The organism is Moorena sp. SIO4E2 (assembly GCF_010671945.1).
GTDB lineage: Bacteria > Cyanobacteriota > Cyanobacteriia > Cyanobacteriales > Coleofasciculaceae > Moorena > Moorena producens.
The window spans coordinates 1-26,019 of the sequence record NZ_JAAHIE010000049.1 but is presented as its reverse complement, the minus strand read 5'-3'; the positions used below and the strand labels follow the sequence as shown (position 1 = coordinate 26,019).

23 protein-coding genes and 1 pseudogene are annotated in these 26,019 nt (G+C 42.4%); 12 read left to right on the top strand and 12 right to left on the bottom strand.

The genetic code is table 11. From position 1 onward, the window contains the following. Positions 1-115: 115 nt before the first annotated feature. Together F6K37_RS08510 and F6K37_RS08505 are read right to left on the bottom strand one after the other, a co-directional pair. Entirely contained in the window at positions 116-403 is a 288-nt protein-coding gene (locus F6K37_RS08510; protein ID WP_008181917.1) for a hypothetical protein, read from the bottom strand. A gap of 698 nt (positions 404-1,101) precedes the next feature. Beyond that, entirely contained in the window at positions 1,102-1,335 is a 234-nt protein-coding gene (locus tag F6K37_RS08505) for a hypothetical protein (protein ID WP_008181918.1), read from the bottom strand. Positions 1,336-2,341: 1,006 nt separating this feature from the next. Here F6K37_RS08505 and F6K37_RS08500 point away from each other — a divergent pair. The 3 genes from F6K37_RS08500 to F6K37_RS08490 all read left to right on the top strand — a co-directional run bounded on the left by F6K37_RS08500 (position 2,342) and on the right by F6K37_RS08490 (position 4,078). Further along, positions 2,342-2,965: a DUF938 domain-containing protein gene (locus F6K37_RS08500; protein ID WP_044494669.1), complete on the top strand. Its 624-nt coding sequence runs from the start codon at positions 2,342-2,344 to the stop codon at positions 2,963-2,965. A gap of 607 nt (positions 2,966-3,572) precedes the next feature. Next, the gene (locus F6K37_RS45425; RefSeq protein WP_044494693.1) at positions 3,573-3,812 is read left to right on the top strand and encodes a RelB antitoxin-like protein; all 240 of its coding nucleotides are present in this window, start codon (positions 3,573-3,575) and stop codon (positions 3,810-3,812) included. Then, positions 3,809-4,078 carry a type II toxin-antitoxin system RelE family toxin gene (locus F6K37_RS08490; RefSeq protein WP_008188054.1) on the top strand — a complete coding sequence of 90 codons (270 nt, stop codon included), beginning with the start codon at positions 3,809-3,811 and terminating at the stop codon, positions 4,076-4,078. Before F6K37_RS45425 ends, F6K37_RS08490 begins: the two co-directional genes overlap by 4 nt. Positions 4,079-4,351: 273 nt before the next feature. Here the strand turns inward: F6K37_RS08490 and F6K37_RS08485 are convergent, their stop codons facing one another. From F6K37_RS08485 to F6K37_RS08465, 5 genes are all read right to left on the bottom strand, one after another. Beyond that, positions 4,352-5,824, bottom strand: coding sequence for an aldehyde dehydrogenase family protein (locus F6K37_RS08485; RefSeq protein WP_008188055.1), 1,473 nt, complete (start codon positions 5,822-5,824; stop codon positions 4,352-4,354). Between the two features lie 113 nt (positions 5,825-5,937). Further along, positions 5,938-6,744: an SDR family oxidoreductase gene (locus tag F6K37_RS08480; RefSeq protein ID WP_008188056.1), complete on the bottom strand. Its 807-nt coding sequence runs from the start codon at positions 6,742-6,744 to the stop codon at positions 5,938-5,940. A gap of 15 nt (positions 6,745-6,759) precedes the next feature. Then, the gene (locus tag F6K37_RS08475) at positions 6,760-7,833 is read right to left on the bottom strand and encodes an N-acetylneuraminate synthase family protein (protein WP_008188057.1); all 1,074 of its coding nucleotides are present in this window, start codon (positions 7,831-7,833) and stop codon (positions 6,760-6,762) included. Between the two features lie 162 nt (positions 7,834-7,995). Then, complete coding sequence (locus tag F6K37_RS08470; protein WP_287249503.1) at positions 7,996-8,157, bottom strand: hypothetical protein; 162 nt, start codon at positions 8,155-8,157, stop codon at positions 7,996-7,998. Positions 8,158-8,299: 142 nt separating this feature from the next. Continuing rightward, complete coding sequence (locus tag F6K37_RS08465; RefSeq protein WP_287249501.1) at positions 8,300-9,238, bottom strand: glycosyltransferase family 2 protein; 939 nt, start codon at positions 9,236-9,238, stop codon at positions 8,300-8,302. Between the two features lie 2 nt (positions 9,239-9,240). On the opposite strand from F6K37_RS08465, the gene F6K37_RS08460 reads away from it, so the two are divergent. Next, positions 9,241-9,444 carry a hypothetical protein gene (locus tag F6K37_RS08460; protein WP_287249499.1) on the top strand — a complete coding sequence of 68 codons (204 nt, stop codon included), beginning with the start codon at positions 9,241-9,243 and terminating at the stop codon, positions 9,442-9,444. Positions 9,445-9,626: 182 nt separating this feature from the next. Here F6K37_RS08460 and F6K37_RS08455 read toward each other — a convergent pair whose 3' ends face one another. The 3 genes from F6K37_RS08455 to F6K37_RS08445 all read right to left on the bottom strand — a co-directional run bounded on the left by F6K37_RS08455 (position 9,627) and on the right by F6K37_RS08445 (position 13,599). Next, on the bottom strand, positions 9,627-10,391 hold the full coding sequence (locus F6K37_RS08455) for an FkbM family methyltransferase (RefSeq protein WP_287249497.1): 765 nt from the start codon (positions 10,389-10,391) through the stop codon (positions 9,627-9,629). 19 nt (positions 10,392-10,410) lie between these two features. Further along, positions 10,411-11,382 (bottom strand): glycosyltransferase family 2 protein, encoded by a 972-nt coding sequence (locus F6K37_RS08450; protein ID WP_008188061.1) that lies wholly within the window; start codon positions 11,380-11,382, stop codon positions 10,411-10,413. 528 nt (positions 11,383-11,910) lie between these two features. Further along, positions 11,911-13,599 carry a capsule biosynthesis protein gene (locus F6K37_RS08445; RefSeq protein WP_287249495.1) on the bottom strand — a complete coding sequence of 563 codons (1,689 nt, stop codon included), beginning with the start codon at positions 13,597-13,599 and terminating at the stop codon, positions 11,911-11,913. A gap of 358 nt (positions 13,600-13,957) precedes the next feature. On the opposite strand from F6K37_RS08445, the gene F6K37_RS08440 reads away from it, so the two are divergent. From F6K37_RS08440 to F6K37_RS08415, 6 genes are all read left to right on the top strand, one after another. Further along, complete coding sequence (locus F6K37_RS08440; RefSeq protein ID WP_008188064.1) at positions 13,958-14,764, top strand: ABC transporter permease; 807 nt, start codon at positions 13,958-13,960, stop codon at positions 14,762-14,764. Beyond that, positions 14,765-15,514 carry an ABC transporter ATP-binding protein gene (locus F6K37_RS08435; RefSeq protein ID WP_287249492.1) on the top strand — a complete coding sequence of 250 codons (750 nt, stop codon included), beginning with the start codon at positions 14,765-14,767 and terminating at the stop codon, positions 15,512-15,514. 360 nt (positions 15,515-15,874) lie between these two features. After that, a complete protein-coding gene (locus F6K37_RS08430) occupies positions 15,875-16,846 on the top strand; it encodes a glycosyltransferase family 2 protein (RefSeq protein WP_287249491.1) in 972 nt (323 codons plus the stop codon). A 212-nt stretch (positions 16,847-17,058) separates the two neighbouring features. Continuing rightward, positions 17,059-20,418 (top strand): glycosyltransferase family 4 protein, encoded by a 3,360-nt coding sequence (locus F6K37_RS08425; protein ID WP_287249489.1) that lies wholly within the window; start codon positions 17,059-17,061, stop codon positions 20,416-20,418. Between the two features lie 150 nt (positions 20,419-20,568). After that, positions 20,569-22,065, top strand: coding sequence for a methyltransferase domain-containing protein (locus F6K37_RS08420; RefSeq protein WP_287249487.1), 1,497 nt, complete (start codon positions 20,569-20,571; stop codon positions 22,063-22,065). A 41-nt stretch (positions 22,066-22,106) separates the two neighbouring features. Beyond that, positions 22,107-23,288, top strand: a complete 1,182-nt coding sequence (locus F6K37_RS08415) for a class I SAM-dependent methyltransferase (RefSeq protein ID WP_287249485.1) — start codon at positions 22,107-22,109, stop codon at positions 23,286-23,288. Between the two features lie 18 nt (positions 23,289-23,306). Here F6K37_RS08415 and F6K37_RS08410 read toward each other — a convergent pair. Further along, positions 23,307-23,496 (bottom strand): annotated as a pseudogene (locus tag F6K37_RS08410) (IS4 family transposase); the annotation flags it as partial. 214 nt (positions 23,497-23,710) lie between these two features. Between F6K37_RS08410 and F6K37_RS08405 the strand changes: the two are divergent. Then, positions 23,711-24,679 (top strand): glycosyltransferase, encoded by a 969-nt coding sequence (locus F6K37_RS08405; RefSeq protein WP_287249483.1) that lies wholly within the window; start codon positions 23,711-23,713, stop codon positions 24,677-24,679. Beyond that, positions 24,676-25,383: a class I SAM-dependent methyltransferase gene (locus tag F6K37_RS08400; protein ID WP_287249481.1), complete on the top strand. Its 708-nt coding sequence runs from the start codon at positions 24,676-24,678 to the stop codon at positions 25,381-25,383. The genes F6K37_RS08405 and F6K37_RS08400 overlap by 4 nt, the downstream gene beginning before the upstream one ends. A gap of 80 nt (positions 25,384-25,463) precedes the next feature. On the opposite strand, the gene F6K37_RS08395 is transcribed toward F6K37_RS08400, so the two are convergent. Next, positions 25,464-26,019 (bottom strand): hypothetical protein (locus F6K37_RS08395; RefSeq protein WP_287249479.1); only part of this gene is annotated, 556 nt, incomplete at its 5' end.

Sequence of the window (26,019 nt, the reverse complement as noted above, 5' to 3'; positions counted from 1 at the left end):
GGTCAGCGGTCAGGGGTCAGCCGTCAGCGGTCAGCGGTCAGCCGTCAGCAGACTTAACTCAGATTAAAAGAATGCTTATATCTTTTATTCAAAAGCTGAAAGGTAAGCATATGCCCTACGTGCAGGCTACTTGATGTGACTTCAGCTGATAGCTGTTCGTGTAGCGTGCGCGTAGCGCATAAGCTGATAACTGATAACTGACCGCTAGCTGATAGCACCTCAAGTAGCGTGGCCAACGGCCTTTAGCTGATAGCTGATAACTGACCGCTGATAACTGACCGCTAGCTGATAGCTGATAACTGACCGCTGATAACTGACCGCTAGCTGATAGCTGATAACTGACCGCTGATAACTGACCGCTAATAGCTGATAGCTGATAGCTTAGATAAAAAAATTCGGTCAAGTTTGGTTTAACCCAAATGCTTGACCGAATTCTATTGTGTAAACCTAATTGAGTACAGCTTAGCTGTCATCAAATCCAAACAAAAACTGAATCAAGGAATCCATTCTTATCAAGTTACTCAGGTACTGCTTTCCAGCAAGCACATCCTAACTCTGTTTACATTATACCCGATACTTTTTAGCTACCAAAGTCTACCAAGATAGACCTTGGCCCGCCAATGCAAGATGCAATAGCATCCAGGGGGTATCTCCCAAAGCTCTCAGGAATATCCCGCGAGCGCCATAAAAATGTCAAAACGTTAGTTCCACCGTAGGTCGAGAGCGCAACTATTAAACCCTTGGTTTTCGGCTTTAATTTAAGTTACATAATAATCCCTGTCGGTGTTACCCTAATTTAAGTCTAACAAATAATAAAAGTTTTTGGTAGACTCTGCGACATTTTCTCTAGCTGTTTACTAACCCTCCACGTAAGCATTCAGTAGTCAGCCGTCAGTGGTCAGTGGTCAGTGGTCAGTGGTCAGTGGTCAGTGGTCAGTGGTCAGTGGTCAGTGGTCAGTGGTCAGCCGTTGGCCACGCTACGCGAATGGCTGATAACTGATACGCGACACGCTGATACGCGACACGCTGATAGCTGATAGCTTAAAAATAACCTCCACAATTCTTGGCCGCCAGGGCGGCAAACCCTGGCAAAACCCTATCCTAATCTAGATATAAATACCGAATCAAGGTGGTCATCACCTCACCAGGATTTTCCGTAGGCTCGGGAGTGCTCCACTCATCGGGATAGGCGTATTTAAGGCCATAAATGGCATAAATAGTATGCCGAACTTGTTTAGGAGAACCAATCAAGATGTGCTTGACTTTCTTAGGTTTGCGACCTTGATTGTCAGGGTTTTGATTGTCATCGGAGTTGGGGTTAATGTTTTGATTCATGACCAGTAATTAGTGTAAATGGTTTACACTATAAATATATTAATAAATTAATATATTGTCAAGGGGTTTAGGAATTTTTTTTGTTACGAAATATGGAGATTGTGGAGAGGGTGGGGAGTGTTTAAAGTGTGGCCAGGGTGGGAATATCAAATAGTTTTTATTTGTTTACATTTTTGATAAAAATAATCCTATAGAGTTAGGGCAGCAGTAATCGTAGGGTGGGCAGTGCTTCATAGCAATTAAAAAGCTTGTAATCGGTTGAATCGGCACTGCCCACCGACAGTAACTTAGGGAAGTATGGGGCAGCAGTAATCGTAGGGTGGGCAGTGCTTCATAGCAATTAAAAAGCTTGTAATCGGTTGAATCGGCACTGCCCACCGACAGTAACTTAGGGAAGTATGGGGCAGCAGTAATCGTAGTAATCGTAGGGTGGGCAGTGCTTCATAGCAATTAAAAAGCTTGTAATCGGTTGAATCGGCACTGCCCACCGACAGTAACTTAGGGAAGTATGGGGCAGCAGTAATCGTAGGGTGGGCAGTGCTTCATAGCAATTAAAAAGCTTGTAATCGGTTGAATCGGCACTGCTGCCCACCGACAGTAACTTAGGGAAGTATGGGGGAGCAGTAATCGTAGGGTGGGCAGTGCTTCATAGCAATTAAAAAGCTTGTAATCGGTTGAATCGGCACTGCCCACCGACAGTAAATTAACTCGACAAAATAGTTAATTGTATTATTTTTTAATAATGTTAATCGTCAGGTGGGCAGTGCTTCATACCAATTAAAAAGCTGACAATCTCGAAGGTAAGCACTGCCCACCCTACATCTCTAATGAGGGATTTTTTCCCTCTTGCCTCTTGCCTCTTGCCTCTTGCCTCTTGCCTCTTGCCTGCTCCCTGCTCCGAACGCGCCCCGCGTGGCCTACGGCCTCAGTCCCTGCTCCCTAAAACCCATAAATTTGTACCTCACAAGTTGTAGAATTGCTATATCATTATCGGGGAGAAGAATTAGTGGACAGCAGAAAATACGCTGCAGCAACCCAGCGCAACCGGGAACCAATTTTAAAAGTACTTTTAGAGATACTACCAGCCACTGGCACAATTTTAGAAATTGCTAGCGGTACCGGAGAACATGCTATCTATTTTGCACAACAGTTAAACCCTCGAAAATGGATTCCTTCCGATATCAATGCTTCCCTCCGTGAAAGTATTATCGCCTGGGCTAAAGATTACCCTAGCGACAACCTCCATCAAACCCTTGATATTGATGTCAGTCAGCCAGTTTGGAAAGTAGAAACGGAAATACTATCAGAAATACCAGATATTGTAGCGATGGTGAACATTAATATGATTCACATTTCACCATGGTCTACTTGTTTAGGATTAATGGCAGGTGCTGGTCGTATCCTTTCATCAGGAGATATTCTATATTTATACGGTCCCTACAAACAAGGTAATAAACATACTGCACTTTCCAATGCTGATTTTGACTCCTATTTACGAGAACAAAACCCAGAATGGGGAGTACGTAATTTAGAAGATGTTGTAGACGTTGCTAATACTCATAATCTCATCCTTGAAAAAACTTATCAAATGCCAGCTAATAATCTTTCAGTAGTATTTAAACACATGTAAGTAAAATCGTAGGGTGGGCAGTGCCTAAGACCCATCCTAAAACTTGTAGTTGCTTTGATAAGCACTGCCCACCCTACTTGGATATAGTGCTACGCGCAAGGCATGCATGCCTTTAGCATGCATGCTAAAGAGAATAAAAATCATCGTAGGGTGGGCAGTGCCTAAGACCAATTTCAAAGGTTACCATCGCTATGATACTTACTGCCCACCCTACATCAACTAAAATAATTTAAAATTGCTATAATAAAATTAAGTATTTAAAACGAAGAATTATATGATTACAGTTACACGAGAAGAAATTGAGCAATTTCGGTATCAATTGGCAAATTATCCAGAGGCTTTGGCTGCCCTAAATGAGATAGAAGAAGAGGAAGGAGATTTGGAGTATGCGACTGAAATTATAGCTTCGGAAGCCGGAATCGACAGAATAGATATAAAAGAGAGTTGGTTGCAAAATTTAGCCAGGCGGTGTCGCCATATAATTTGTCAAGATGAATTTAAAAATGATCTACTCGCTGGAGGAATTACTACTTTGATTCCGTATTTAGTGCAGTCGGTAAATTTGCCCGTGGCATTGGCGACTCCAGTAGCTATTTATATAGTTAAGATTGGAGTCAAAAGTTTCTGCAATCAAGAGGAAACAAGAAACCATAAAGATTATCCATTAGCACAAGAATTAATTGCCGATAATAAAGGTAATATCGAGAAAGTATTAATTTATTTTCAGGACTATGAACGTTTAATTGAAAGCTTTGAAGATGAAGGACTATATCGTGCTATGATGGAAGTTAAAGATGAAACTCCCTTAAGTTTGGAAGAAGCATTAGCAGAACTAGATAAGGAATGAAAACCGAATATCTTCCAACCTTTCTTAAAGATCTTAAATCTCTGAAAAGCACGCCCGTTTATAGAACGATTAAAAAGTTTACGTTTCAGGATATTATTTCCTGTCAAAATCTTAGGGATATCAAAAACATCAAAAAATTAAAAGGAGAAGAAAATGCATATCGAATTCGTTTAGGGGATTATAGAATTGGTTTTTTTATAAAAGGCGATACTATCATATTCTCCCGTGTTCTCCATAGACGAGAATTTTATCGTTATTTTCCTTAAAGCAATAGAAAATTATAAAGTAGTAGGGTGGGCAGTAGAATCGCAGCCCACCGGCAGTAAATAAAATTAATCGTAGGGTGGGCAGTGCCTAAGACCAATCCCAAAGCTGGTAGTAGCTTTGATAAGCACTGCCCACCGACAGTAAATAAAATTAATCGTCAGGTGGGCAGTGTATATAACCAATTTCAAAGGTTTCCATCGCTATGATACTTACTGCCCACCCTACATCAACTACTCCCGACTCCCGACTCCCGACTCCCTACTCCCTAATGATCAAAATTGCTCAGGATCGATATTAATATAGATATCCTTCAACTCAGAATAGACATCCAACGCTTCTGTGCCTGGTTCACGGGTACCATTACCAGATTGCTTGAGTCCACCAAAGGGCATATGAGGTTCACTGCCATAAGTACCGGCATTCACTACAGCTACGCCAGTTTGGACTTTCTCACAAAACCTTACTGCACGGTGGATGTTGCGAGTGTGAATCGAAGCAGTTAAGCCATAGGGGGAATCGTTGGCAAGAGCAAGAGCTTCCTTAAAGTCTTTGACCCGGTAGAGACTAGCAATCGGACCAAATAATTCACATTGAGAAATTTCCGCGTGGGGGTCTACATTCTCTAGGAGGGTCGGAGCCATATAGAAACCAGTAGCATGGTCAGGGTCTGTTAAGCGATCGCCTCCCACCAACACCGTTGCTCCTGCTTCTTGTGCCTGTTTCACCGCTGCTATCATATTGATCAACTGTTGCTCATTAATCACTGGACCAAGGTCATCCTGGTCAGTGGGACCTAATTTTAATTCCTTAGTTTTCTCCACTAATTGGTCACGGAATTGATCATAAATGCTATCAAAGACAATGATTCGACTAGCAGAAGCACAACGTTGACCGGCATTACTGAACACTGAGAGTAAGGTCCACTTGATAGCATTGTTCAAATCCGCATCATCACACACGACCAAGGGATTCTTACCCCCCAATTCCAGGGATACCCTGCCAAAGCGCTCCCCAGCTACCCGTTGCACAATTCGTCCTACTTCTGTGGACCCGGTAAAGCTAACCACAGCGACATCATTATGAGCAACCAAGGGAGCGCCAGCTTCTTCACCATATCCCTGAATAATATTGAGGACACCAGGGGGTAACCCAGCCTCTTGAGCAATTTGTCCAACTATCCAAGCCGTGGCGGGAGTGTCTTCTGCTACTTTTAATACAGCGCTATTGCCACAAACCAGGGCTGGAAAGACTTTCCAGGCTACATTAGCAATGGGAGTATTGGCCGCAATAATTAATCCAGCAACTCCCAGAGGTTGACGCACAGTCATGGCATATTTATTAACCACACCGCTGGTAGTGGTGCGACCATACAACCGTTGTCCTTCACTAGCGTAGAATAATCCTAATGCGATCGCACCGCCAGTTTCTCCATAAGCTGAACTATAGGACTTACCGGTTTCTGCTGCTACTATCTTGGCAATCTCCTCCTGACGGGCTTTCATACCCAGGACAATCTCGTGTAAGATAGCTCCCCGTTGTACCGGGGGAGTATCAGCCCAAGCCGGTTGAGCCTGTTTAGCTGACCTTACCGCTTGCTCAATATCTGCTGCTCTTGAGCGAGCCACCTGACATAGCACTTGACCATTAGTGGGGTCTAGCTTCTCAAACCATTCTCCTGCCACTGCTGCTACTTGTTGACCATCAATCCAGTTCAAGACTTGGCTCGGTAAATAGTCTTGTGCCATTATTTTTTCCCCCTTGGAAGTGTCTCATGGTGAGTCATGATACCAATAGAAGTTCAAACAATAGCAATCAAGATAGGGAATAGGGAATAGGGAATAGGGAGTAGGAGTCTAATCTACCAAACTGTAAAACCACCATCAACTCTGAGTTCGATACCTGTGACATAGGCAGAGGCATCGGATGCCAGAAACACTAATGGGCCAAGTAAATCATCAAACTCTGCCATCCGTCCTAGAGGAACGCGATCGCAAAATTGACCTTTGAATTCCTCATCTTGTCCACCCAATACTCCTCCCGGAGAAAGGGCATTAACCCGGATGCCAAAGGGTCCCCAGTGGGTAGCAAAGTACCGGGTTAAATTCACCAGTGCTGCCTTGGATGCCCCATAGGCAGGGGGTTTTAAAAAAGGAGGGTCGCACTCCAGATGCTCATAAAACCGGGCATCGGGAGATACGCTCCCATACAAGGAACCGATATTAATGATTGAACCTCGTCTAGCTTCCAGCATCGGGCTACCGAAGACTTGAGTCACCTGGAATGCTCCCAAGACATTCACCTCAAACACATTGCGGCAAATCTCTAGGGGTATCTCTTCCAAGCTGTAGGTTTTCACTGGACCAGGAGGTTGGTCAATCCCAGCATTGTTGACAATCACAGCAGGAATGCCAATGTCGGTCAGGATGCGATCGCGGATTGCGATGATGGCAGTGCGATCGCATATATCACCCCGCTCCAAAAACAAACGAGTCTTGGGATAATGCCGTTGAAGTAGCTCAAAAGACCTTGGCACCTGAGCCAATGGTAGGTCTATCCCCACAACCGTTGCGCCAGCATCCAGTAATGCCCGACTCCACACCGGTCCAAGTTTACCTAAGACTCCAGTAACAATAGCGATTTTGCCAGAGAGGTCAAAATAGTTCACGAAGCCAACAACACCCTACAAAGCAACCTTTTCAACATTTTCCACCAACCCAGCCAACATAATCGACTCATCCACCCTTAGGGGTTTGGTTAAGACTTTACCAATCACATGGTCCAATTCATAAGGGGGTAAACCATCCCCTGGGGATTTCATCGCGATATCCTCTGCCCTTAAAACATGTCCTACAGGTAAATTATCCCCAGCAACCAGTTTTTTACCCATCTTCAAGTAAGCAGGACGTTCATTTAGGTGTACTTTCTTCACCCCATCCCCAAAAGCTTGGCGAGTGCGTCTGAGGTCTCTTACCATCTTGCGCAACCCTGTCGGTTCTAACGAGAAAGCATGGTCTGTTCCTTTCATCGCCCGGTTCAGGGTAAAGTGTTTCTCAATCACACGAGCCCCAAGAACATAAGCCGCCACTGCCATGGCGATACCGTTGTCATGGCTAGATAGACCAATCACAATATCACTGAACAGTTCCCGATAGGTCTCGATCACCTTCAGGTCAAGTTCTTCAAAGTCCGCTGGATAGCTTGCCGTACATTGGAGGATACACAGCTGGGGGTTAATCGGCATGATCGCATCATAAACCCGTTGCACATCCTCTAAAGTAGCTGCACCGGTGCTAACGATCATCGGCTTTTGGAATTGGGCAACATGTTTAATTAGGGGCAAGCTCTTAAGGTCTCCAGAAGCGATCTTATAAGCTGGCATATCCAACTCACCCAAAAAGTCCGCACTCGGAATATCAAAAGCAGTAGAGAAAAACGTAATCCCTACTTCTTCAGCATACTTTTTCAATTCCTGATATTCGTAAGCACCAAATTCTAGAAACTCCCGATGCTCACCGTAGGTCAAACCAAAACTATTTTCATGGTCATAAGGTCTGTCAAAAGCAGCTTTCGTGTAAAGGGCACGATTGTCTCGTTTTTGTAGTTTTACAGCATTCGCTCCGCATTCCTTAGCAATCCGGAACATTTCTTTACACTTTTCCAAGCTGCCTTGATGGTTATTCCCAATTTCAGCAATCACAAAGCAATCGCTATCGTCATGAATTTCAAAGCCATTAATAGTCAGTCTTCGAGACATTTTACACTCCTACAACCAATAAATTCCTATCGGTTTTTCACCACTGACCAATGGTTTACCATTAATTAGCTGAGATTTCAATACTTATTTGTCTTTTTGTCAGCATTCAGCATTCAGCAGTCAGCCGTCAGCCTTCAGCCGTCAGCGGTCAGCGGTCAGCGGTCAGCCGTCAGCTGATAGCTGATAGCTGATAGCTGATAGCTGATAGCTGATAGCTGATACGCGACACGCTAATAACTTATAGCTGATAGCTAATAACTTATAGCTGATAGCTAATAACTTATAGCGTTTCTCCCAGTTATGAGGTACGCTTGTCAACCTCAAAGTCCCCCTTATTAAGGGGGATTTAGGGGGATCAAGTTGTACCTTATGGGATATATAATTGCTATATAGCTAATAACTTATAGCTGATAGCTGATAGCTGATAGCTGATAGCTGATAGCTGATAGCTGATAGCTGATAGCTTTTACGATAACGGCTCGACTTCAAATGATCTCGGTCGTAAATATCCTGGACAATGTTGAATTAAGTGATAACTTTTACGTTGGGTAGTCATCGGATCGGTGATACTAATATACCGACTGGTCATGATGTTGTGCCAATCCCGAGGGATGAGATTCCAGAAGATCGGTTGGTCTGAATTGTAGTGTTGATCAAACCCGATCCCTTTACGAAACAATGCCCAAAGATACTTTTTCAGTTGCCATAACCAACCTGCTTTAGCATACTTTGAGTACCGTTCCGCATAAAGGGCTTTATAGTGCTTTTGCCTCTCCATCATTTGGGCATATTCTGGAGAATTAGGATCCGAACTCCAATTCCGGTAATGATGAATAGCAATTTTTTTAGTATAAACGATATCATTCCCTGAATATAAAACTTTCGTGGTCAAATCCGGATCAATCCCATAATCTCGAAATACTTCACAGAATCCACCCACCTGTTTTAATACGGAAGTTCTCAGCACACCTTGGTTAACATTTAATACACCAATTACTGAGACACCACCAATGTAGGGAGCACTCACGAAGGGACCTTGTTTATCCCTTACTTTCAGGGCTACCATCGCGATCTTCGGCTTATCCTCAAGTATTTTTACCGCCGTATCCAGACCCTGATTCACAATGACATTATCATCACTTACCCAACACACATAGGGAGTATCTACCAGTCTGAACACATCATTATAGGCTTTAGCTTGACCAAGCTTTTCTCCCACCAAAATCGGAATCACCTGTGGATTTGAGGATGCGATCGCATTTAAATACTCAATAGTGCCATCATCAGACCCCGCATCAGTTACATAAATTTTCGTAGGGGTTGATGTTTGTTCAAGAATACTAGTAATACATTGCTTCAGAAGACTCAATCGATTATAGGTACCAACAACAACAGAAAGTTTCATGGTTGCTTCACTCCTCACCTTCACTCCTAAAAATTAACGTAAGCATTCAGCTATCAGCATTCAGCTATCAGCATTCAGCTATCAGCATATGCGCTACCCGCACGCTACGCGAACAGCAGTCAGCGGTCAGCGGTCAGTGGTCAGTGGTCAGCCGTAGCACAGGCCACAAGCGTGATGTAGCCCATAAGCTAATAGCTATTAGCTGATACCTGATACCTGATAGCTGACCGCTGATAGCTGATACCTGATAGCTAATACCTGATAGCTGACCGCTGATAGCTAATACCTGATAGCTGATACCTGATACCTGATACCTGATACCTGATACCTGATACCTGATAGCTGATACCTGATAGCTGATACCTGATAGCTGATAGCTTGCACAACCCTAACGGACATACAAACAATGACAGAATAATGGCTGTCCCGACTTGATAGAATTAATTTGATTTTTAATTCCCGCAAATCGGTAACCCAACTCTACCAAACATTCATGTACCTCTTCAAATAATGGTTGTTCCTTATACAGGGGAACAAATGACATTTCTACCAGAACACATCGCCCTATTGAAAATAGCTTTTTACCTCCCTTTATCACTTTATCTTCAACCCCTTGGACATCAATTTTTATAAAAACATCTCTCTCAAATTGATCAGACTCTAATTCTGACTGTAATAGGTCATCCAGGGGGCAAACCTTTACTTTCATTTCACTTTCTCCTGATGTCTGTGGAAATTCCTTCTTACATAGTTCACTGATTCTTAACATGGAAGAAGCTGGCCCATAAGAATTCTCATAGAATAACTCTTCTCCTTGATAATCCGACAACGCTACATTAAAAATTTTTAGATTAGGAATCTTAGCGCCTTTCCCTTCCAAGTCTGATATATAAGATGGCAATGGTTCAAATACATAGGTCTGTTTAGCATTGAAGTAAATGGCTAAAAATTCCGCAAAATCCCCATTATTTGCTCCAATATCAATTACCGTCTTAATCGAATAATTTTCACGAAGCCATCGCCATAGCTCCCTGCCTGGATCGGGACTCGCTTCAACAATTTGTTTGTAGTCTGAAAGCCTTAACAACTTTAAATTCATGGATGCTAACAGACGATTTACCAACCGACCAATTTCCTGTTTCACCGAAGCCATTTAGTTACTCCTATAAAACTTAATAAACTAAGTCCATAAACTGGTCTGCTGTTCTATTTTTGTCCTCATATAACCTATTTACTCGTCTCCGGAGATCCCGCTTATATCGATGATAATAAATTCCTTCCCATCGCTTCAAGTAAGCCTCTCGGTCATGGTCTAAAACAGCATTGTTAGTCTGGCGAACCGCTTCATTTCGATCATAATAATGTTCAACATAAGCCCCTGGACAATCTACAATTTCATAATTAAGCTGCCACATCTTTAAACAGAGATCACCATCAGCTTTATAAAAGATATATCGCTCTTCATCCGCCCAGTCAACTGCTGCTAGGGCTTCTTTTAAGTACATACCATGATTAACAAACAGTTTGCCACCAAGGGTATGTTGTACATAGTACTCTTCATCCTCTGGCCAATTCCGAAAATAGAAAGCTACTCCCCCTATTTTTCCGCCAGCTTTTTCCACCTCTTCAAACTTGTCCAACCCTAAATTAACCGCATTCGGTAATAGCAGACAATCATCACTGATCATCAAAATATATTTACCTTTAGCTGATTTAAAGCCAAGATTCATAAAATACCCCCAACTGCGACGCTTGAGTGGCTTTCCTTGGAATTCCCCTCGGTTATGTTGGATGATAGTAATAATATCTTTCTGCTGAATGAGCCATTCTAAAGAGCCATCCGTTGACCCCCCGTCAATCACAATGATTTCATAGGGAACCCGAATCTGATTATCTCGAACACTTTGAATCGCTTTTTCCAGTAAAGGTCTACGGTTATAACTCCCAATCACCACCGAGACGATGCAGGTTTTCTCAGAGCTAATTACCGGTTTAGCGAAAGACTTTAATATCTTCAAATGACTCAATTGTCCTGGATTAGCTGGTCCTGGATTAGCTAGTTTAATAGGAGAATGAGTCAATGAGCCATTATACAATTGTTTGACTTGACGAAAAGGCTTAGCTAGAATTTTGATATAGTTCATAAGGCACTCCTGAACACACCTGTATGGAGCCATCACCATTAAGCGATTTAGCTTAATCTGATGTGGCCGTTATAGTTGCACCCTCGGGGATAATGATATCAAACTATCCCATTGTTTATGTTATAATAACAAGTCATTATGGATAGATAAATCTAAAAATTTTCTGAAGGCTGGCCGAGTCCGTAGGGTGCGTTAGGGGCGCGCCTTGCCATCATATTCAACTTCGTAGCCAGTAGCCCCGTAACGCACCACCCAAGGGCTTGCCCTGATTTTCCGCCTCTTCGCGCCTGGTTGGGATAGTCCGTCCGGAAATTGATCACGGGCAAGATGCCCGTTCCACGCCTGATCCCCGTTCCACGCCTGATCCCCGTTCCACGCCTGATCCCCGTTCCACGCCTGATCCCCGTTCCACGCCTGATCCCCGTTCCACGCCTGATGCTCATGGCACCAAGATGCTCATGGCACCAAGATGTCCATGCCACCCACCGGGTCAAACAGCTTTAATGAGATGCACCAGATGCTTAATCCTTAGACGCGATCAATTCCCAACCGTTCCGCTGGATAGATAAAAGGAGAACCAGACAAGATGCCATCACAGATAATATCCAAACCCGGATCTGCACCAGGAAGTAATTGGTCTAGGCTAGTAATATTGAGCTTTACGTAAGGATTTTCCGATAGGGGTTCGGTAAACTGTAGGGGAATCATGCGTCTGAAAAAGAAATGGTAGGCGTACATCCTCGCCCGTTTCAGGGAATTAGAATCTAACCGTTCACCAAGGGGTAGCTTATCCAAGCATTGGAAATACTCCTCTGCTGTCGAAGGATCCATCGTGATTCCCTTATCTCGGATCCAAGCTTCACCACCAACGATCACCGGAATGCCTACACTGGTCAACTCTACTCCAGTTTTTGTCCCATAAATAATCACCGAATCGCACTCCATCATCGCTGCATAGGTACTCACAGGACTTTCTGGAGGAATGATGAAAATATTTTTAGGCAATTGAGACCAGACCTTCTTGATTTCTGGCAACAATGGTTGGCGAGAAGGCAACGTTCCCCGAATCTCTGCTGGATGAATCCGAATCAGCAGTTGTAAGTCAGAACGTTTAGCAAAATACTCAATCGTCTGGAGTACCCACGTTAGCATATTCGGAAAAGCATTAGCGCGATAGTGCAACTGGGCATCCCACATCACATTGGTGAGCATCCCAATCACCGGCTGGTTCAGGTCAAGCCCCATCTCCTCAGCATTTCGGCTAAATTCTTCATCAGGTTTTTCATGAAACCAAATCCAATCCCGAGTGCCTTGCCATCGACTTTTCAAATACTGTAGGATGTCATCTGTCATTGCCTGATTCCAAGGCATGGTTTCCCAGGCATGGAGAGGCTCACTGAGCATAGTGTGATGATAAGTGTCTCCATGGCTAAAAATAAAGCAACGCTTGCGGTAGGCAATCGTCCAGTTAACCACCCGCACTTGGCGTGAGCGACACACCTCACCAATGATGCCATGAGGTAAGTAGATGCCATGATTGAAGCAAGCAGCCTTAAAATTATAGTTACACAGTAGCTTACTGATAGCATACGCAGTCAGCAAAGCCCCTTCAAAATACCGACGCACCACGATTTCACTGTTGGGTTCGTTATCTAGATTCCCGCTGGTAAAATAGCGCAGCGCCCCAGCATAGGCGTGTTCACCAATATTCCAGTTGCCCAGGCAATAGTTTTCAATCTCTGATAGCCTTACGTGTGCTGCGATCTGTTTTGCCTCTAGCCTGTCGAGCCCAGTGAGCAGTTCACTGAATACATGGTTCGTCAAATGCAACGGTTGATACAGATAACGACCGGTTGCAAAACACTTTTGGCACTTGATCGTTTCTAGATCATAGTTTTCAATCCTTTCTTGAGGTGTATCTAGTTTTTGAAGATTGAGGCAGGCAGGCAGAGAATGGTCACACAGGAGAGTATGAACCTGTGCTCCTCTGAGGGTAAGGGCTACTGCTAGTAGGCTTTCTGGTAGTGACAGTGGCGCTGACCCCCCTACGGTAGTTGCTATTAGGACCATTGGTCCCTGGTGAGACCGTTGCTTGGCTTCTCTCCAGAGGGAGGGGTTAGTTTCGATAATAGCTCGCCAATCTAACAAGTTACTTTGCCCTAGTTGCCAAGAAAGCAAGGGACTTGGCTCTAGTTCGTCAGCACTAGTCAGAGACATATAATCAAGTCAGATACTTACTTCTCAAGGGATTATAACAAGTTCCTACTCGACAAATTTCCCTAAACTATGATAAGAATATACACACCGAAACAGAACGGTTGCGCGATGAAGCGTTCGCAAAGCGTGGCCTACGGCCTCAGCTTCCGCGCTTATGCGATTAGCCCAAAGGTCTACGCTACGCGAACGCGCCGTAACCAAAAGTGCGGGGTGGGAACACGACAGGGCGAATTTCTTCGCAGTATATGTTATGGTTCTAAAAATGCGCATCTAAGAACCAGTGGGGAGGCTAACTTGAATCCCTATATATTCGGTTCTATATATTCATATTCGGTTCTATATCTTCGGTGTATAAATTATGACCTTATCCCTCAAGGCTAACACCGCACGGTGGCAACTTCAGCGCTATTGGGAGTTGCTGTATATATTAACAGAGCGAAATCTGAAGGGACGTTATCGAGGATCGCTTCTGGGAGTATATTGGTCTTTGTTAAATCCTTTGATTATGACAGGACTATATACAGCAATTTTTGGTGCTACCTTTGCCTCTTATTATGACAACTCAACCATTAACTATATTCTGGCGGCTTTTACTGGGTTGCTTGTCACTAACTTTTTCTCCGCTTCAACCAACCAAGCATTAGTCAGCGTAGTTGGCAATGGTGCCCTGTTGAATAAAGTTCGTTTACCAATCAGTGTCTTCCCAGTTTCAACCATTGCTGCTAACGTGTTTCAGTTAGCTGTTGGCAGCTTTCCTCTCCTAGCTATTGTCACGTTGCTTACTTCAAAAAGTGTAGTCAATTTGCTAGCGTTGAGTCTTCCGTTAATCGCATTAATTTTGGTTAGTATCGGCCTCGGTTTTTTCGTCAGTGTTCTCTATGTTTTCTTTAGGGATTTACCTTATTTCTACGAACTAGTATGCTTTGTGATCTGGATTAGCTCTCCAGTCTTTTATCCAGCAGCAATTGTCCCAGAGGCGGTTCAACCCTTTTTGTTTTTAAATCCCTTATTGCCGATTATTGAAAGCATTCGACAGATTTCTTTGTCAGGAGGTTTGCCAGATGTAGGGTTAATTGGACACTCATGCCTAAGTGCCATAGTAATTGTATCCTTAGGCTGGACTTGCTTTCGAGTTTGGCAGCCTCACTTCATGGATTTGTTATAGATGACAGAAGAAGTTATTAGACTCGATCGGGTTTCATTGTGGCGAAGAACCCAAGAAGAGTTTTCCTATGACCTCAAGAAAACCATACTATCGTTTTTGGAGGGAAAATACCGCAAACCTTCCAGGAATTTAGTCCTTGATGACATTCATCTAGCAGTAGAAGCTGGGGAAAAAATCGGCATCATTGGACCGAATGGTTCAGGAAAATCAACGCTACTTAAAGTTATCTGTGGCATATTAAAGCCGACAGGGGGTCAGGTATGGATCAGAGGTGAAATCGCTCCTCTGATTGAGCTAGGAGCTGGATTCGATCCGGAACTTTCGGTAGTGGATAATATCAAACTCTATGGCGTGATGCTAGGTTTCTCTAAACAAGAGATGAAACTCAGAACCCCATCGATTTTGGAGTTTGCTGAGCTAGAAGACTACAAGTTAATGCCAGTGAAAGGATTATCCTCAGGGATGTCAGCGCGGCTAGGCTTTGCCATTGCCACTGATGTACAGCCAGATATCTTAATTTTAGATGAAGTGTTATCCGTAGGGGATCAAAGTTTTAGAATTAAGTGCCAGCGACGCATGGAAAGATTTTGGGAGGCTCATGCCACTGTTTTAGTGGTCTCCCATGATTTATCCTTTGTGCGCCATTACTGCAAGCGGGTAATTTGGTTAGACAAAGGCAGGATAAAGTTAGCGGGAGAGAGCAATGAGGTAGTCGATTCCTACTTAAATAGTGTTAAGGAAGTGGTTTAACCTTAAAAAAAGTTAAAAGTTTTAAACAAAAGTTAAAAGCTTAAGGTAAATGAAAGATGGTAATCTCAGCAGTTGGAATATAGTTAAACCTATAGTTAAACCGTCAGCTATCAGCCGTCAGCTATCAGCCGTCAGCTAATAAATGGGAGGTAGTAAACAAGCATCGGGGGGCTGGTACGGTTGGTTAAAAATCCCTGCTCATTTCACTGATCCAATCCCGTGCATTTAAAGCGCCTGGTAGCACCATCTGTAGCCCATAAGCTGATACGCGACACGCTGATAGCTGACTGCTGAATGCTTAGGTTAAATCTGTTAAACAAGTCTTATCACCCTAATAGTGATAATTTTGAGGAGGAGCATGTGAGGATTTCAATTATCACTGTATGTAAAAATGCTGAGCGATTTATAGAACGAGCGATCAAGAGTGTCGTCTCTCAGACCTATGAGGATATAGAGTACATTATTATTGATGGCAACTCCCAAGACAAAACTAAGGAGATTGTTCATAAATATAGTGATCACATTAGCAGATTTATTAGCGAACCTGATGGCGGTATCTATGAAGCCATGAATAAGGGAGTTAGGTACTCCTCTGGTGAGTTTATTGCTTTTATTAACTCAGATGACTATTATCTTGATAAAAAGGTAATCCAAGATACCGTTAACTTCCTGTTGGCAAATCCCTCCTGTGATTTTGTGTATGGAGACCTAGAGGTTAGAGAGCAATCTGGGTCTTCCTTTTTAGTGAAGCCTCCCATGCCTGAAGATGTAGCTGATGAACTGATTTGTGGATGTTTGCCTCACCAAGCCAGCTTCTCCAGAGCTAACTTGTTTTTCTCTAAGATAGGGCTTTTCAATGAACGCTACAGAATATCATCGGATTATGAATGGTTTCTGAGGCTAATCCAGAATGAGACTGTGAAATTGTGTTACTATCCTCGCACAATCACATCCTATTATGCAGGAGGACTTTCTAGTCAGTTAAGACTATCCCTACCTGAATCCTATAGTATTCAGAACCAATGCCCAATGTATCAAGATTCCTACTGGTTGAACAGAAGAATCCTCAAATATCAGGAGTTCGTCATTAACCTGAGAGAATGGCTTCAAAATGCCGAAAACGGTAGAAATACACTAAATCTCAACTATACAGCTCTTGAAAACAAATATCAAGCCGTTGAAACGGAATACCATGCCCTAAAGCTTGAATTAGAGCAAGCCCGGGCGAAAATTGCTGAAATTGCGAAAATTGTTGAGAGGGAAACCGATATAAATCAGAATGGACAAAGTTCTAATATCAAACTCAACTTGACGAATTTGGAACAAGTCTGATTAGGATAACAACTTAGACTAATACCTTAGACTAACAGGTTATAAATACTATAGGGATACTAAATGAATTGTGATAATTTTTGTTCCCTGTTCCCTGTTCCCTGTTCCCTGTTCCCTGTTCCCTGTTCCCTTTGTTATAACAAGTTAAACTTCTTAATTATTGCTATTTACTGCCAAATTTATGGTCAGGTGTGTGTGAGGGGCTGTGTAATATGCCAAGTAATAGGTCAGAATCCGAACTAGATTATGTGATTCCTCCTGAGATTAAAGACGACGATTTTTATAGAGCGATTCAGAGGATAGCTCGGGAAGAAGATATCAAGACGGTTCTAGAAATCGGGTCTTCATCCGGTGCGGGAAGCACCGAAGCGTTTGTGAAGGGGCTGCGGGAAAACCCGTCTAATCCAGTGTTATTCTGTATGGAGGTTTCAAAACCTCGTTTTACTGAGTTAAGGGAACGCTATCGGGAGGATTCTTTTGTAAAGTGCTACAATATTTCATCAATTTCCCTAGAACAGTTTCCTAGGCAAGATGAAGTCAGAGAATTTTATAATTCCCATCGTACCCCTCTAAATAACTACCCTCTTGAACAAGTCTTGGGTTGGCTTCGTCAAGATATCGATTATGTTAGGGAAATGGGAACCTCTGGAGATGGGATTGAAACGATTAAGCAAGAAAACCAGATCGAGGATTTTGATCTAGTCTTAATCGACGGCTCCGAGTTCACGGGTGAGGTGGAATTGGATCAGGTTTACGGAGCCAAATACATCCTACTTGATGATATTTGTACCTACAAAAATTATAGTAATCACCATCGGTTATTAAGAGATAAAAACTATAAACTGATTGAGCAAAATGCGTCTGTGCGCAATGGTTACTCCATTTTTGCTAAAGCGGGTAGTCACCATTTAGGTGGGCAGTCAGGTCAAGCCTCAACCCCTCTTCCCATCAATTTTTTTACAATTGTTCTCAATGGTGAACCCTTCATTCGCTACCATATTGACGTCTTCAGTAAACTGCCATTCCCATGGCATTGGCACATTATTGAAGGTGTAGCGAAATTGAAGCATGATACTGCCTGGAGTTTAGCGACGGGTGGGTATGTCAGTGATGAAATTCACCACAACGGTCGTAGTATTGATGGCACCACAGAGTATCTCGACCAACTGATGGAACGCTACCCTGACCAGATCACCGTCTATCGCAAACCTGATGGGGTTTTCTGGGAGGGCAAGCGAGAAATGGTGAATGCTCCCCTTGAGAATATCCAACAAGAGTGTCTGTTGTGGCAGGTAGATGTGGATGAGTTGTGGACAACTGAGCAAATCTGTAAAGCTCGACAGATGTTCATCGACCAACCTGACAAGACGGCTGCTTTGTTCTGGTGTTGGTATTTCGTTGGAGAAAATTTAATTGTCACCAGTCGCAATTGCTATACACAAAACCCCAAACAGGAATGGTTGCGCCTCTGGAGGTTTAAACCAGGAGCTGTCTGGGCAGCCCACGAACCCCCAAGGCTAGTCCAACCGTGGTCAACTAATCAGTCTAATCAGTCAAATCAGTCAGCTAATCAGTCAGCTAATCATGGGCAAGATGTAGCAACCATAAATCCATTCTTACATCGAGAAACCGAAGCGCAGGGACTGGTCTTTCAACATTTTGCTTATGTAACACCGGAACAGTTGCAGTTTAAGGAGAGCTACTACGGCTACCAGAATGCTCTGGCCGACTGGCAGGGACTACAGCAGCAGTCTGAATTTCCAGTTTTTCTGCGTCAACATTTATCTTGGGTTGAGGATGAAACCCTGGTTGAACCGGCGGATATCTGTGGTATAGTGCCGATTGCTCAGAAGCAGCCTGACGGCGAAAAATGGCAGTTTTTGCAACTGGAAGAATTTCAGCAACAAACTATGAAGATTGAAAGACCATTCCCCCAAATTGTGCTTGATGGGGTATTTTTCCAATTTTTTCCTAACTCTGGGATTTCCCAAGTCTGGAAGTCTTTGCTAGAGGTATGGGCAACTAATGGCTTTGGGAACCATGTGATTGTTTTAGACCGGGCTGGAACGGCTCCGAGGATTCCTGGAATTCGCTATCGCCCCATTCGAGCTTACGATTACAACAAAACGGGAGCAGATGCTGACTTGTTGCAGGAAATCTGTGATGAAAAAGGGACTGATCTATTCATTTCCAGCTACTATACCGCACCCCTATCTACTCCTTCTGTATTTATGGCTTATGACATGATTCCAGAAGTGATCGGAGCCAATCTTAACGAAGCAGGTTGGAAAGAGAAACATTACGGTATCTTACACGCCTCACGTTATATTACGATATCCGAAAGTACGGCTCGAGATCTGATTAAGTTTTTTCCCCATATTTCCCGGTCAAAGGTAACGGTAGCTCACTGTGGGATCAAAAAGGTTTTTTCCCCGGCAAGCGATGATGATATCGATGAGTTTAAGACTAAATTCAATGTGACAAAACCCTACTTACTCTTAGTAGGAGAAAGAACAGGTGTTAATGGCTATAAAAACGCTATCTTTCTATTCAGAGCATTATCTAAGCTGGTGGATAAGGAAGAGTTTGGGGTGGTTTGTGTAGGTGGTAGACCTGAGTTAGAACCTGAGCTAGCTGCCCTGGCAGCAGGAATAACAACCCAGGTTCTGCCCCTGAGTGATGAAGAATTGAAAGTAGCTTATTCTGGTGCGATCGCTCTGGTTGTCCCCTCTCTGTACGAAGGCTTCGGATTACCAGTTACCGAAGCAATGGTGTGTGGTTGCCCTGTAATTACCTGTCGTCACTCCTCTCTTCCGGAAGCAGCTGGGGAAGCAGCATTGTATGTGGATCAATCTAATGTTTACGAGCTGATTGATGCTCTGTACAAAGTTCAAAACCCAGAGGTTCGTAAGCAGTTGATTGCTGATGGTTTTGAACACGCGAAGAAATTTTCCTGGTCAAAGATGGCCGAGACTGTGGCAGAGGTTATGGTCGAAACTGCTAAGACCATCAAAAATGATGGTACTGGTATAGGTTCCCCCCTTTGGGGAGAATTCAGGAAGTTACAGGCTCAAATCCAAGAAAAGCTACCCCCAAGTCCGTCCCTAATTCAAGTTCAGCCAACTCAGCTTCAGTCAGGGGATCTCGAAGAGCAATTGAGGTACGCAGAGGCTCAACTTCACCAAAAACAGCGGGAACTTCAAGAAGCAGGGTCAACTCTAGCTGCAATGCAGTCCAATCAATTCTGGAAACTGCGGTCAGGCTGGTTTCGACTAAAACCCCTGTTAGTTCCACTAGTTAGTCTAATTTTAGGGATCAACTTACTACTGCTATCTACCGCAATGTATGCTAACAGGACTCTAGTGCAACTAATGTCATTCGTTTCTCCTATCCAAGGAAATCTATTCTTTAGTCTTGGCGGTAGTTTGTTGTCCATTGCACTAATGTTAGGTATGGTGGGCTATCTGGGCTATATGAAGCCTCAGGTTCTCCGCCGGGTCAGAATTGTCATGGGTGGTGGGGGATTAGCGTTGATAGGTTTGACGGTACTACAAAACATTAACCTGTTGTAGATAACAGCCCAGTTTTCCAAGTCTTAATTCTTAAGACCCTTTATTTTTATTCCGTCTCTGGGGAGTGAATTAAAAAAAGGGTTTTCAATCCGGACTTGTGACCAGACTTAAGTTCGAGCTAATTTATCAATACCTGGGTGTAACAACAACATGACACAAACCTTTAGAGATATCTGTTGGTGTGGAAATACTGAGCTAACTGAATTTTCCCCCGACTACTTGGCGTGCTCTGAATGTGGCACTCTAGTGTCAAAAACTGGTTTGAGGTCTGAGCAGCTTCGTGTACAGGATGATAACCATGACTTCTACGGTAAAGAATACTGGTTGTCTTATCAGACCGAGCATTATGGTTTTCCTGATATTCGTCAACGAGCCCGTCAAGACTTACCAGAGCGATGCCTCCACTGGTTGCGTACACTGATGGCTTATAAACTACCGCCAGCCAAAGTGCTTGAGTTAGGTTGTGCTCATGGTGGCTTTGTGGCAATGATGGGCTGGGCAGGTTTTGATGCTATGGGTTTAGAACTTAGCCCTTGGGTGGTGGAATTCGCACAACAGACATTCAATATGCCCATTTTGTCAGGACCGATCGAGGATCAGCAACTAGAATCGGAATTGTTTGATGCCATCGTACTCTACGATGTCCTGGAGCATCTACCTGATCCAGTGGCTACCATGAGCCATGGGGCATCTCTTCTTAAGGAAGATGGTATTTTCATTGTGCAGATGCCAAATTATGAAGAGGGTAAAACCTATTCAGAGATGGTTGCTCAAAAGGATAATTTTTTACACCAAATGAAATCTATTGAGCATATCCATCTTTTGAGTAGGCGAGGGGTGTCGCAATTCTTTAAAAACCTCGGTTTTGAATTTCTGCAATTTGAACAACAGTTGTTCGACTATGATATGTTTTTCGTAGCTAGTCGGCAGGCTTTGGTGCGCTATACTGATCAGCAAATTAGTTACTATCTGCTCAAGAGTCCATCTGGGCGAATGGTTCAGGCATTACTGGACAAATCATCTGAGTTTAATCAACTCCAAGTTCAGTATCAAAATATCCAAGTTCAGTATCAAACTAGCGAGACTAGGCGTGCTGAGCTTCTGAAGATTATTGAGCAACAGGATCAAGAGATAGCTTCCTTGCGCTCTCAGGTCAGTGCAACTGTCACAGACCTCCAGCAGACTAAATCACAATTAACCCAAGCCCACTCAGACCTTCAACATACTCAGTCACAATTGACCAATGCCCACTTAGATCTACAACATAGTCAGTCACAACTAAATCAATCAAACTCAGAAGTTCAGCATACTCAGTCACAGTTAGTACATGCTTACTCAGAAATTCAACATACTCAGTCACAATTAACCCAAGTACATTCAGACCTTCAGCATACTCAGTCACAATTAACCCAAATACACTCACACCTTCAGAATAGTCAGTCACAATTGGCACAGTCACAGGAAAAAATTCAGGATTTTCAGCAAAATCAATTACAGCAGATTCAGAACCAACTGAACGAAACTGAGACTAAGTTGAAGGTAATTAATGTAGAAATTGCGGCGATGAAGACCAGTAAGTTTTGGAAATTGCGATCGCTCTGGTTCAAATTAAAAGGGTTTGTTGGTTTTCCTACAGATAACGAATAAAATTTTCAATAATTAACGTCAGCTAAAACAGGAGTTTAATCATGCTTGATACGGTACTCAATCAAGTTGTCAGTGCTAAGGAACCATTCAACAGTTATGAGACGGTGAAAGAAGCTGTTGAAACCATTGATGGTTTCCTAGTTCCTGGTCAAGAAGAGTTTTTATTCAATAAAGTAAAGTCCCTTCCTGAGGATGCTCTTATTGTTGAAGTTGGCTCTTATCAAGGAAGGTCTACGGCAGCTATGGCGTTTGCCTGTGTAGGAAGTAATCGCAAGATCTACTGTATTGATCCATGGATAGGGCAATGTCCGGACTTACCTGAAAAGAGTGTCTTTGAGGTCTGGAAAGAAAACCTTGAAAATTACCAACTGACTCCCTATATCAAATCGTTTCAGGGATATTCTTCAGAAATTATGAAGCGTTGGGGTGAATTAACTGGAGAAAAGACGATTGACTTTGTGTTTATTGATGGTTCTCATGAATACTTAGATGTGCTGACTGATTTTGGGTTATTATTACCCCTGATGAAAGTTGGGGGATGGATGGCTTTTCATGATGTTGTTGAAACTTGGCCTGGATGCGACTATCTATGGCATGATATTGTAAAATTTCGTCTTACAGACCACGAGTACTCAACGACCCTTGCCTGTGGTCGAGTGAAAACGACTCAAGAACTCTCGGAGGAATTACAAGAACTAAATGAATTGCGGACATTGCTAGTTCAATCACAACAGCTTCAAGAGAGCGGAAGCATAGAATTAGAACAATCTCAAACTAAGCTAAAACAAACTCAAGAGCAATTACAAGACACTCAAGACCAATTACAACAAACTCAAGGGCAATTCCAAAATGCCCAAGTAGAGCTAGTTCAAACTAAACTTAAACAAACTCAAGAGCAATTACAAGACACTCAAAAGCAATTACAAAACGCTAAAGGTAAAGTAGAGCTAGTTCAAACTCAATTTAAACAAACTCAAGAGCAATTACAACAAACTCAAGAGCAATTACAACAAACTCAAGAGCAATTACAAAATACCCAAGTAGAGCTAGTTGAATCCCAACAACTTCAAGAGAGTAAAAGTATAGAACTGCAACAAACTCAATACGAATTACACCACAGCAAACTAGAAGTGGCGGCCATGAAGACCAGTAAGTTTTGGAAACTGCGATCGCTCTGGTTTAAATTTAAAGGGTTGGTTGGTCTACCAATAGATAACCAATAAAATTTCAAACAATTAACGTCGAAAAAATTGTTGCAGTCGATTGTAATTTGAGTCAGGCATAGCCTGACTCAAATTACAATCCGAGTTCACTCAGGTTCACTGTGTTTACTTTCAGCAATGGCAGATTGAACTTGGCTAGAAACGAAACTCTCGCTCTGTGCTATCCCAAATGGGGTTGGAGGGCTTTCTTCAATTCGCTATTATTAATTTATGGGTTTTGATATCACTCTCCTAAATTCGGATGAAACCCCATCCTGCTCTTCTTTTCAACCTTTTTGTCCTGTACTGAAGTGAGGGGTAGACTTTTGGCAGGAAAACATGTACTCTAACTTATTAGTTTTTCAAAGTCTGAGAGGAAATAAATGGGACTCCCAAAGCTCTCACCGCCAAAACAGTCTCTAAATCAGTCTCTAATTACTGACTTGACTGATAGGAGAAATCTAGTCATTGTCATTCCTTCATTTAATGACTGGGAAGCTCTGGAAAAGCTACTGCTACTTATTGATGAGATTATTATTCCTCAGGGCACCAATTTAGAAGTTGTTATTGTTGATGACTATTCAACGATGCCCATCCCACATTCACTTACTCATCAAGAACATCGCCAGATTCGAGCAGTTAACATCCTTCGACTTCGCCGCAACCTTGGTCACCAGAGAGCGATAGCGGTTGGCTTGTCCTATGTATATAGCCACTCAGACTGCGACTGGGTTGTGGTGATGGATGGTGATGGGGAAGATAATCCCTTTGCGATAGAGCACCTCCTGAATGTCTCGGACAAGACAGGTAACAATAAAATAATTTTTGCTAAGCGGAGTAAGCGCTCTGAAAGCTACACATTTAAGTTTTTATATTTCATTTACAAAAAGCTTTATCTCCTGCTTATAGGGAAAGAAATTAGCGTCGGTAATTTCAGTTTATTACCTGCTTATTTATTGAAGAACGTCGTAGTAATTTCAGAAATTTGGAATCATTACTCATCAGGCATTTATCGCTCTCGAATTCCCTATATTGAAGTAGATGTGCCCCGCGCAAAGCGACTAGCTGGACAGCCCAAGATGAACTTAGTGTCCCTCGTGACACATGGCTTGAGTTCTATTGCGGTGTACGGAGATATTGTTGGGACGAGAATCTTATTAAGTATCGTAGTTTTATTAGTTATTTTATTGTTGCTCTTAGGCTTAGTTTTGCTGATTAGAGTCTTTACCGATTGGGGGATACCAGGCTGGGCCACCTACGTGTCGGGTTTATTAGTTCTATCTATGTTGCAACTTGTCTTAATCGGCACTGTTTTCAGTCTGATCATTCTGTCAACGCGCAATCAGTCCAACTTGATTCCAGTTCGCGATTATAAATATTACGTTGATGATTTCTTTCCTTTAAAACCATGAGCCAGTTTACCTATGTCGGGACAGAGTTAGAGCTATTTGCTCAAGCCAATAATTGGAAGAACTATATAAGAGTATTATTAAGCAAATATATCAAAGGTGATGTCTTAGAAGTTGGGGCAGGCATAGGAAGCAACACCCGTTTACTCTGTCGCTCCCAATATAGTCAGTGGTTGTGCCTAGAGCCAGACAATCAGCTTTTCCATGCTCTAGAAAAATCGATTGATTTAAATGGTATCATCAACTGTTATGCCCGCAATGGAACTATTGATAGTTTGACTAATGAGCAATTCTTTGATTCAATTTTCTACATTGATGTTTTAGAACATATCCGCAATGATAATCAAGAAGTCATCAAAGTGTCTCAACATCTAAAAGCTAATGGAAATTTAGTTATTTTAGGTCCGGCTCATCAAAGATTGTTTACTCCCTTCGATGCAGCTATTGGTCACTATCGTCGCTATAGTCAATCCAGTCTTAAAGCAATAATACCAGATAATCTCAAGATTGTTAAATGTCTCTATTTAGATAGTGTGGGTTTACTAGCTAGTCTAGCTAATAAACTGATACTTAAGCAAAGTCAACCAACTTTAAAACAAATACAAGTATGGGATAGATTAATGGTTCCTCTCTCTAGAAAGTTAGATCCTATCTTCAGATATAAATTAGGAAAATCAATTCTGCTAATAGCAAAAAAAATCTCCTGATCAAATTGATAAAAGTTAATTTTATAGTTTGTTTTTAAAATTAACCCTAAATTTTTTTTTGGATAGCACCATTTCCTAATTCATTTTGGATGGCCATAATAACCTCTAAAACCTTTCCAAACTCTACCACCTTGTTGAAGGTTTTTATTAGCTAAAGACACCCAATACTGGTTAGACTCATCAACATTTTGATTTTGTAAATTTTTAGGGGGTTCAAAATATTCTAGAGACTCTAAATACTCAAAATAATATTGATATTTTTTTGAGATTACCGAAATTTGAGCCAACCTTTCTCTAAGAGCTTGATAATTAGAAATAGCTACTTTATTAAATTGAAGAACTATAGGAGTAAAACAAAGCATTATCCATGAAAAAGCTAGAATTATATTAATTTTAGCAAAAATTTTTGATATTTTATACCCAAGCCAAACAAAAGCCAAAGGAACAAGTGAGATTGAAGCTACCCATTGTCTTGGTAGAATCCAATAGTTACTCCGAAAAGAGACATAAGATAAAACTATAGATATTCCCAAGGCTATAATTATTAGAAAAACAGGACTGATTAGCTCTTTAAGATAAACTTTCCTAAGTTTTGGGTAAACTATAATAATTGAGAAAATAACGAAAATGATAATA

What these genes read in the sequence shown, in the direction of transcription:
- F6K37_RS08505 (WP_008181918.1), bottom strand. Translation starts at nt 1,335, where the DNA reads ATGAATCAAAACATTAACCCCAACTCCGATGACAATCAAAACCCTGAC.
- F6K37_RS08490 (WP_008188054.1), top strand. Translation starts at nt 3,809, where the DNA reads ATGAAAACCGAATATCTTCCAACCTTTCTTAAAGATCTTAAATCTCTG.
- F6K37_RS08485 (WP_008188055.1), bottom strand. Translation starts at nt 5,824, where the DNA reads ATGGCACAAGACTATTTACCGAGCCAAGTCTTGAACTGGATTGATGGT.
- F6K37_RS08475 (WP_008188057.1), bottom strand. Translation starts at nt 7,833, where the DNA reads ATGTCTCGAAGACTGACTATTAATGGCTTTGAAATTCATGACGATAGC.
- F6K37_RS08465 (WP_287249501.1), bottom strand. Translation starts at nt 9,238, where the DNA reads ATGAAACTTTCTGTTGTTGTTGGTACCTATAATCGATTGAGTCTTCTG.
- F6K37_RS08455 (WP_287249497.1), bottom strand. Translation starts at nt 10,391, where the DNA reads ATGGCTTCGGTGAAACAGGAAATTGGTCGGTTGGTAAATCGTCTGTTA.
- F6K37_RS08450 (WP_008188061.1), bottom strand. Translation starts at nt 11,382, where the DNA reads ATGAACTATATCAAAATTCTAGCTAAGCCTTTTCGTCAAGTCAAACAA.
- F6K37_RS08445 (WP_287249495.1), bottom strand. Translation starts at nt 13,599, where the DNA reads ATGTCTCTGACTAGTGCTGACGAACTAGAGCCAAGTCCCTTGCTTTCT.
- F6K37_RS08440 (WP_008188064.1), top strand. Translation starts at nt 13,958, where the DNA reads ATGACCTTATCCCTCAAGGCTAACACCGCACGGTGGCAACTTCAGCGC.
- F6K37_RS08435 (WP_287249492.1), top strand. Translation starts at nt 14,765, where the DNA reads ATGACAGAAGAAGTTATTAGACTCGATCGGGTTTCATTGTGGCGAAGA.
- F6K37_RS08425 (WP_287249489.1), top strand. Translation starts at nt 17,059, where the DNA reads ATGCCAAGTAATAGGTCAGAATCCGAACTAGATTATGTGATTCCTCCT.
- F6K37_RS08420 (WP_287249487.1), top strand. Translation starts at nt 20,569, where the DNA reads ATGACACAAACCTTTAGAGATATCTGTTGGTGTGGAAATACTGAGCTA.
- F6K37_RS08415 (WP_287249485.1), top strand. Translation starts at nt 22,107, where the DNA reads ATGCTTGATACGGTACTCAATCAAGTTGTCAGTGCTAAGGAACCATTC.
- F6K37_RS08400 (WP_287249481.1), top strand. Translation starts at nt 24,676, where the DNA reads ATGAGCCAGTTTACCTATGTCGGGACAGAGTTAGAGCTATTTGCTCAA.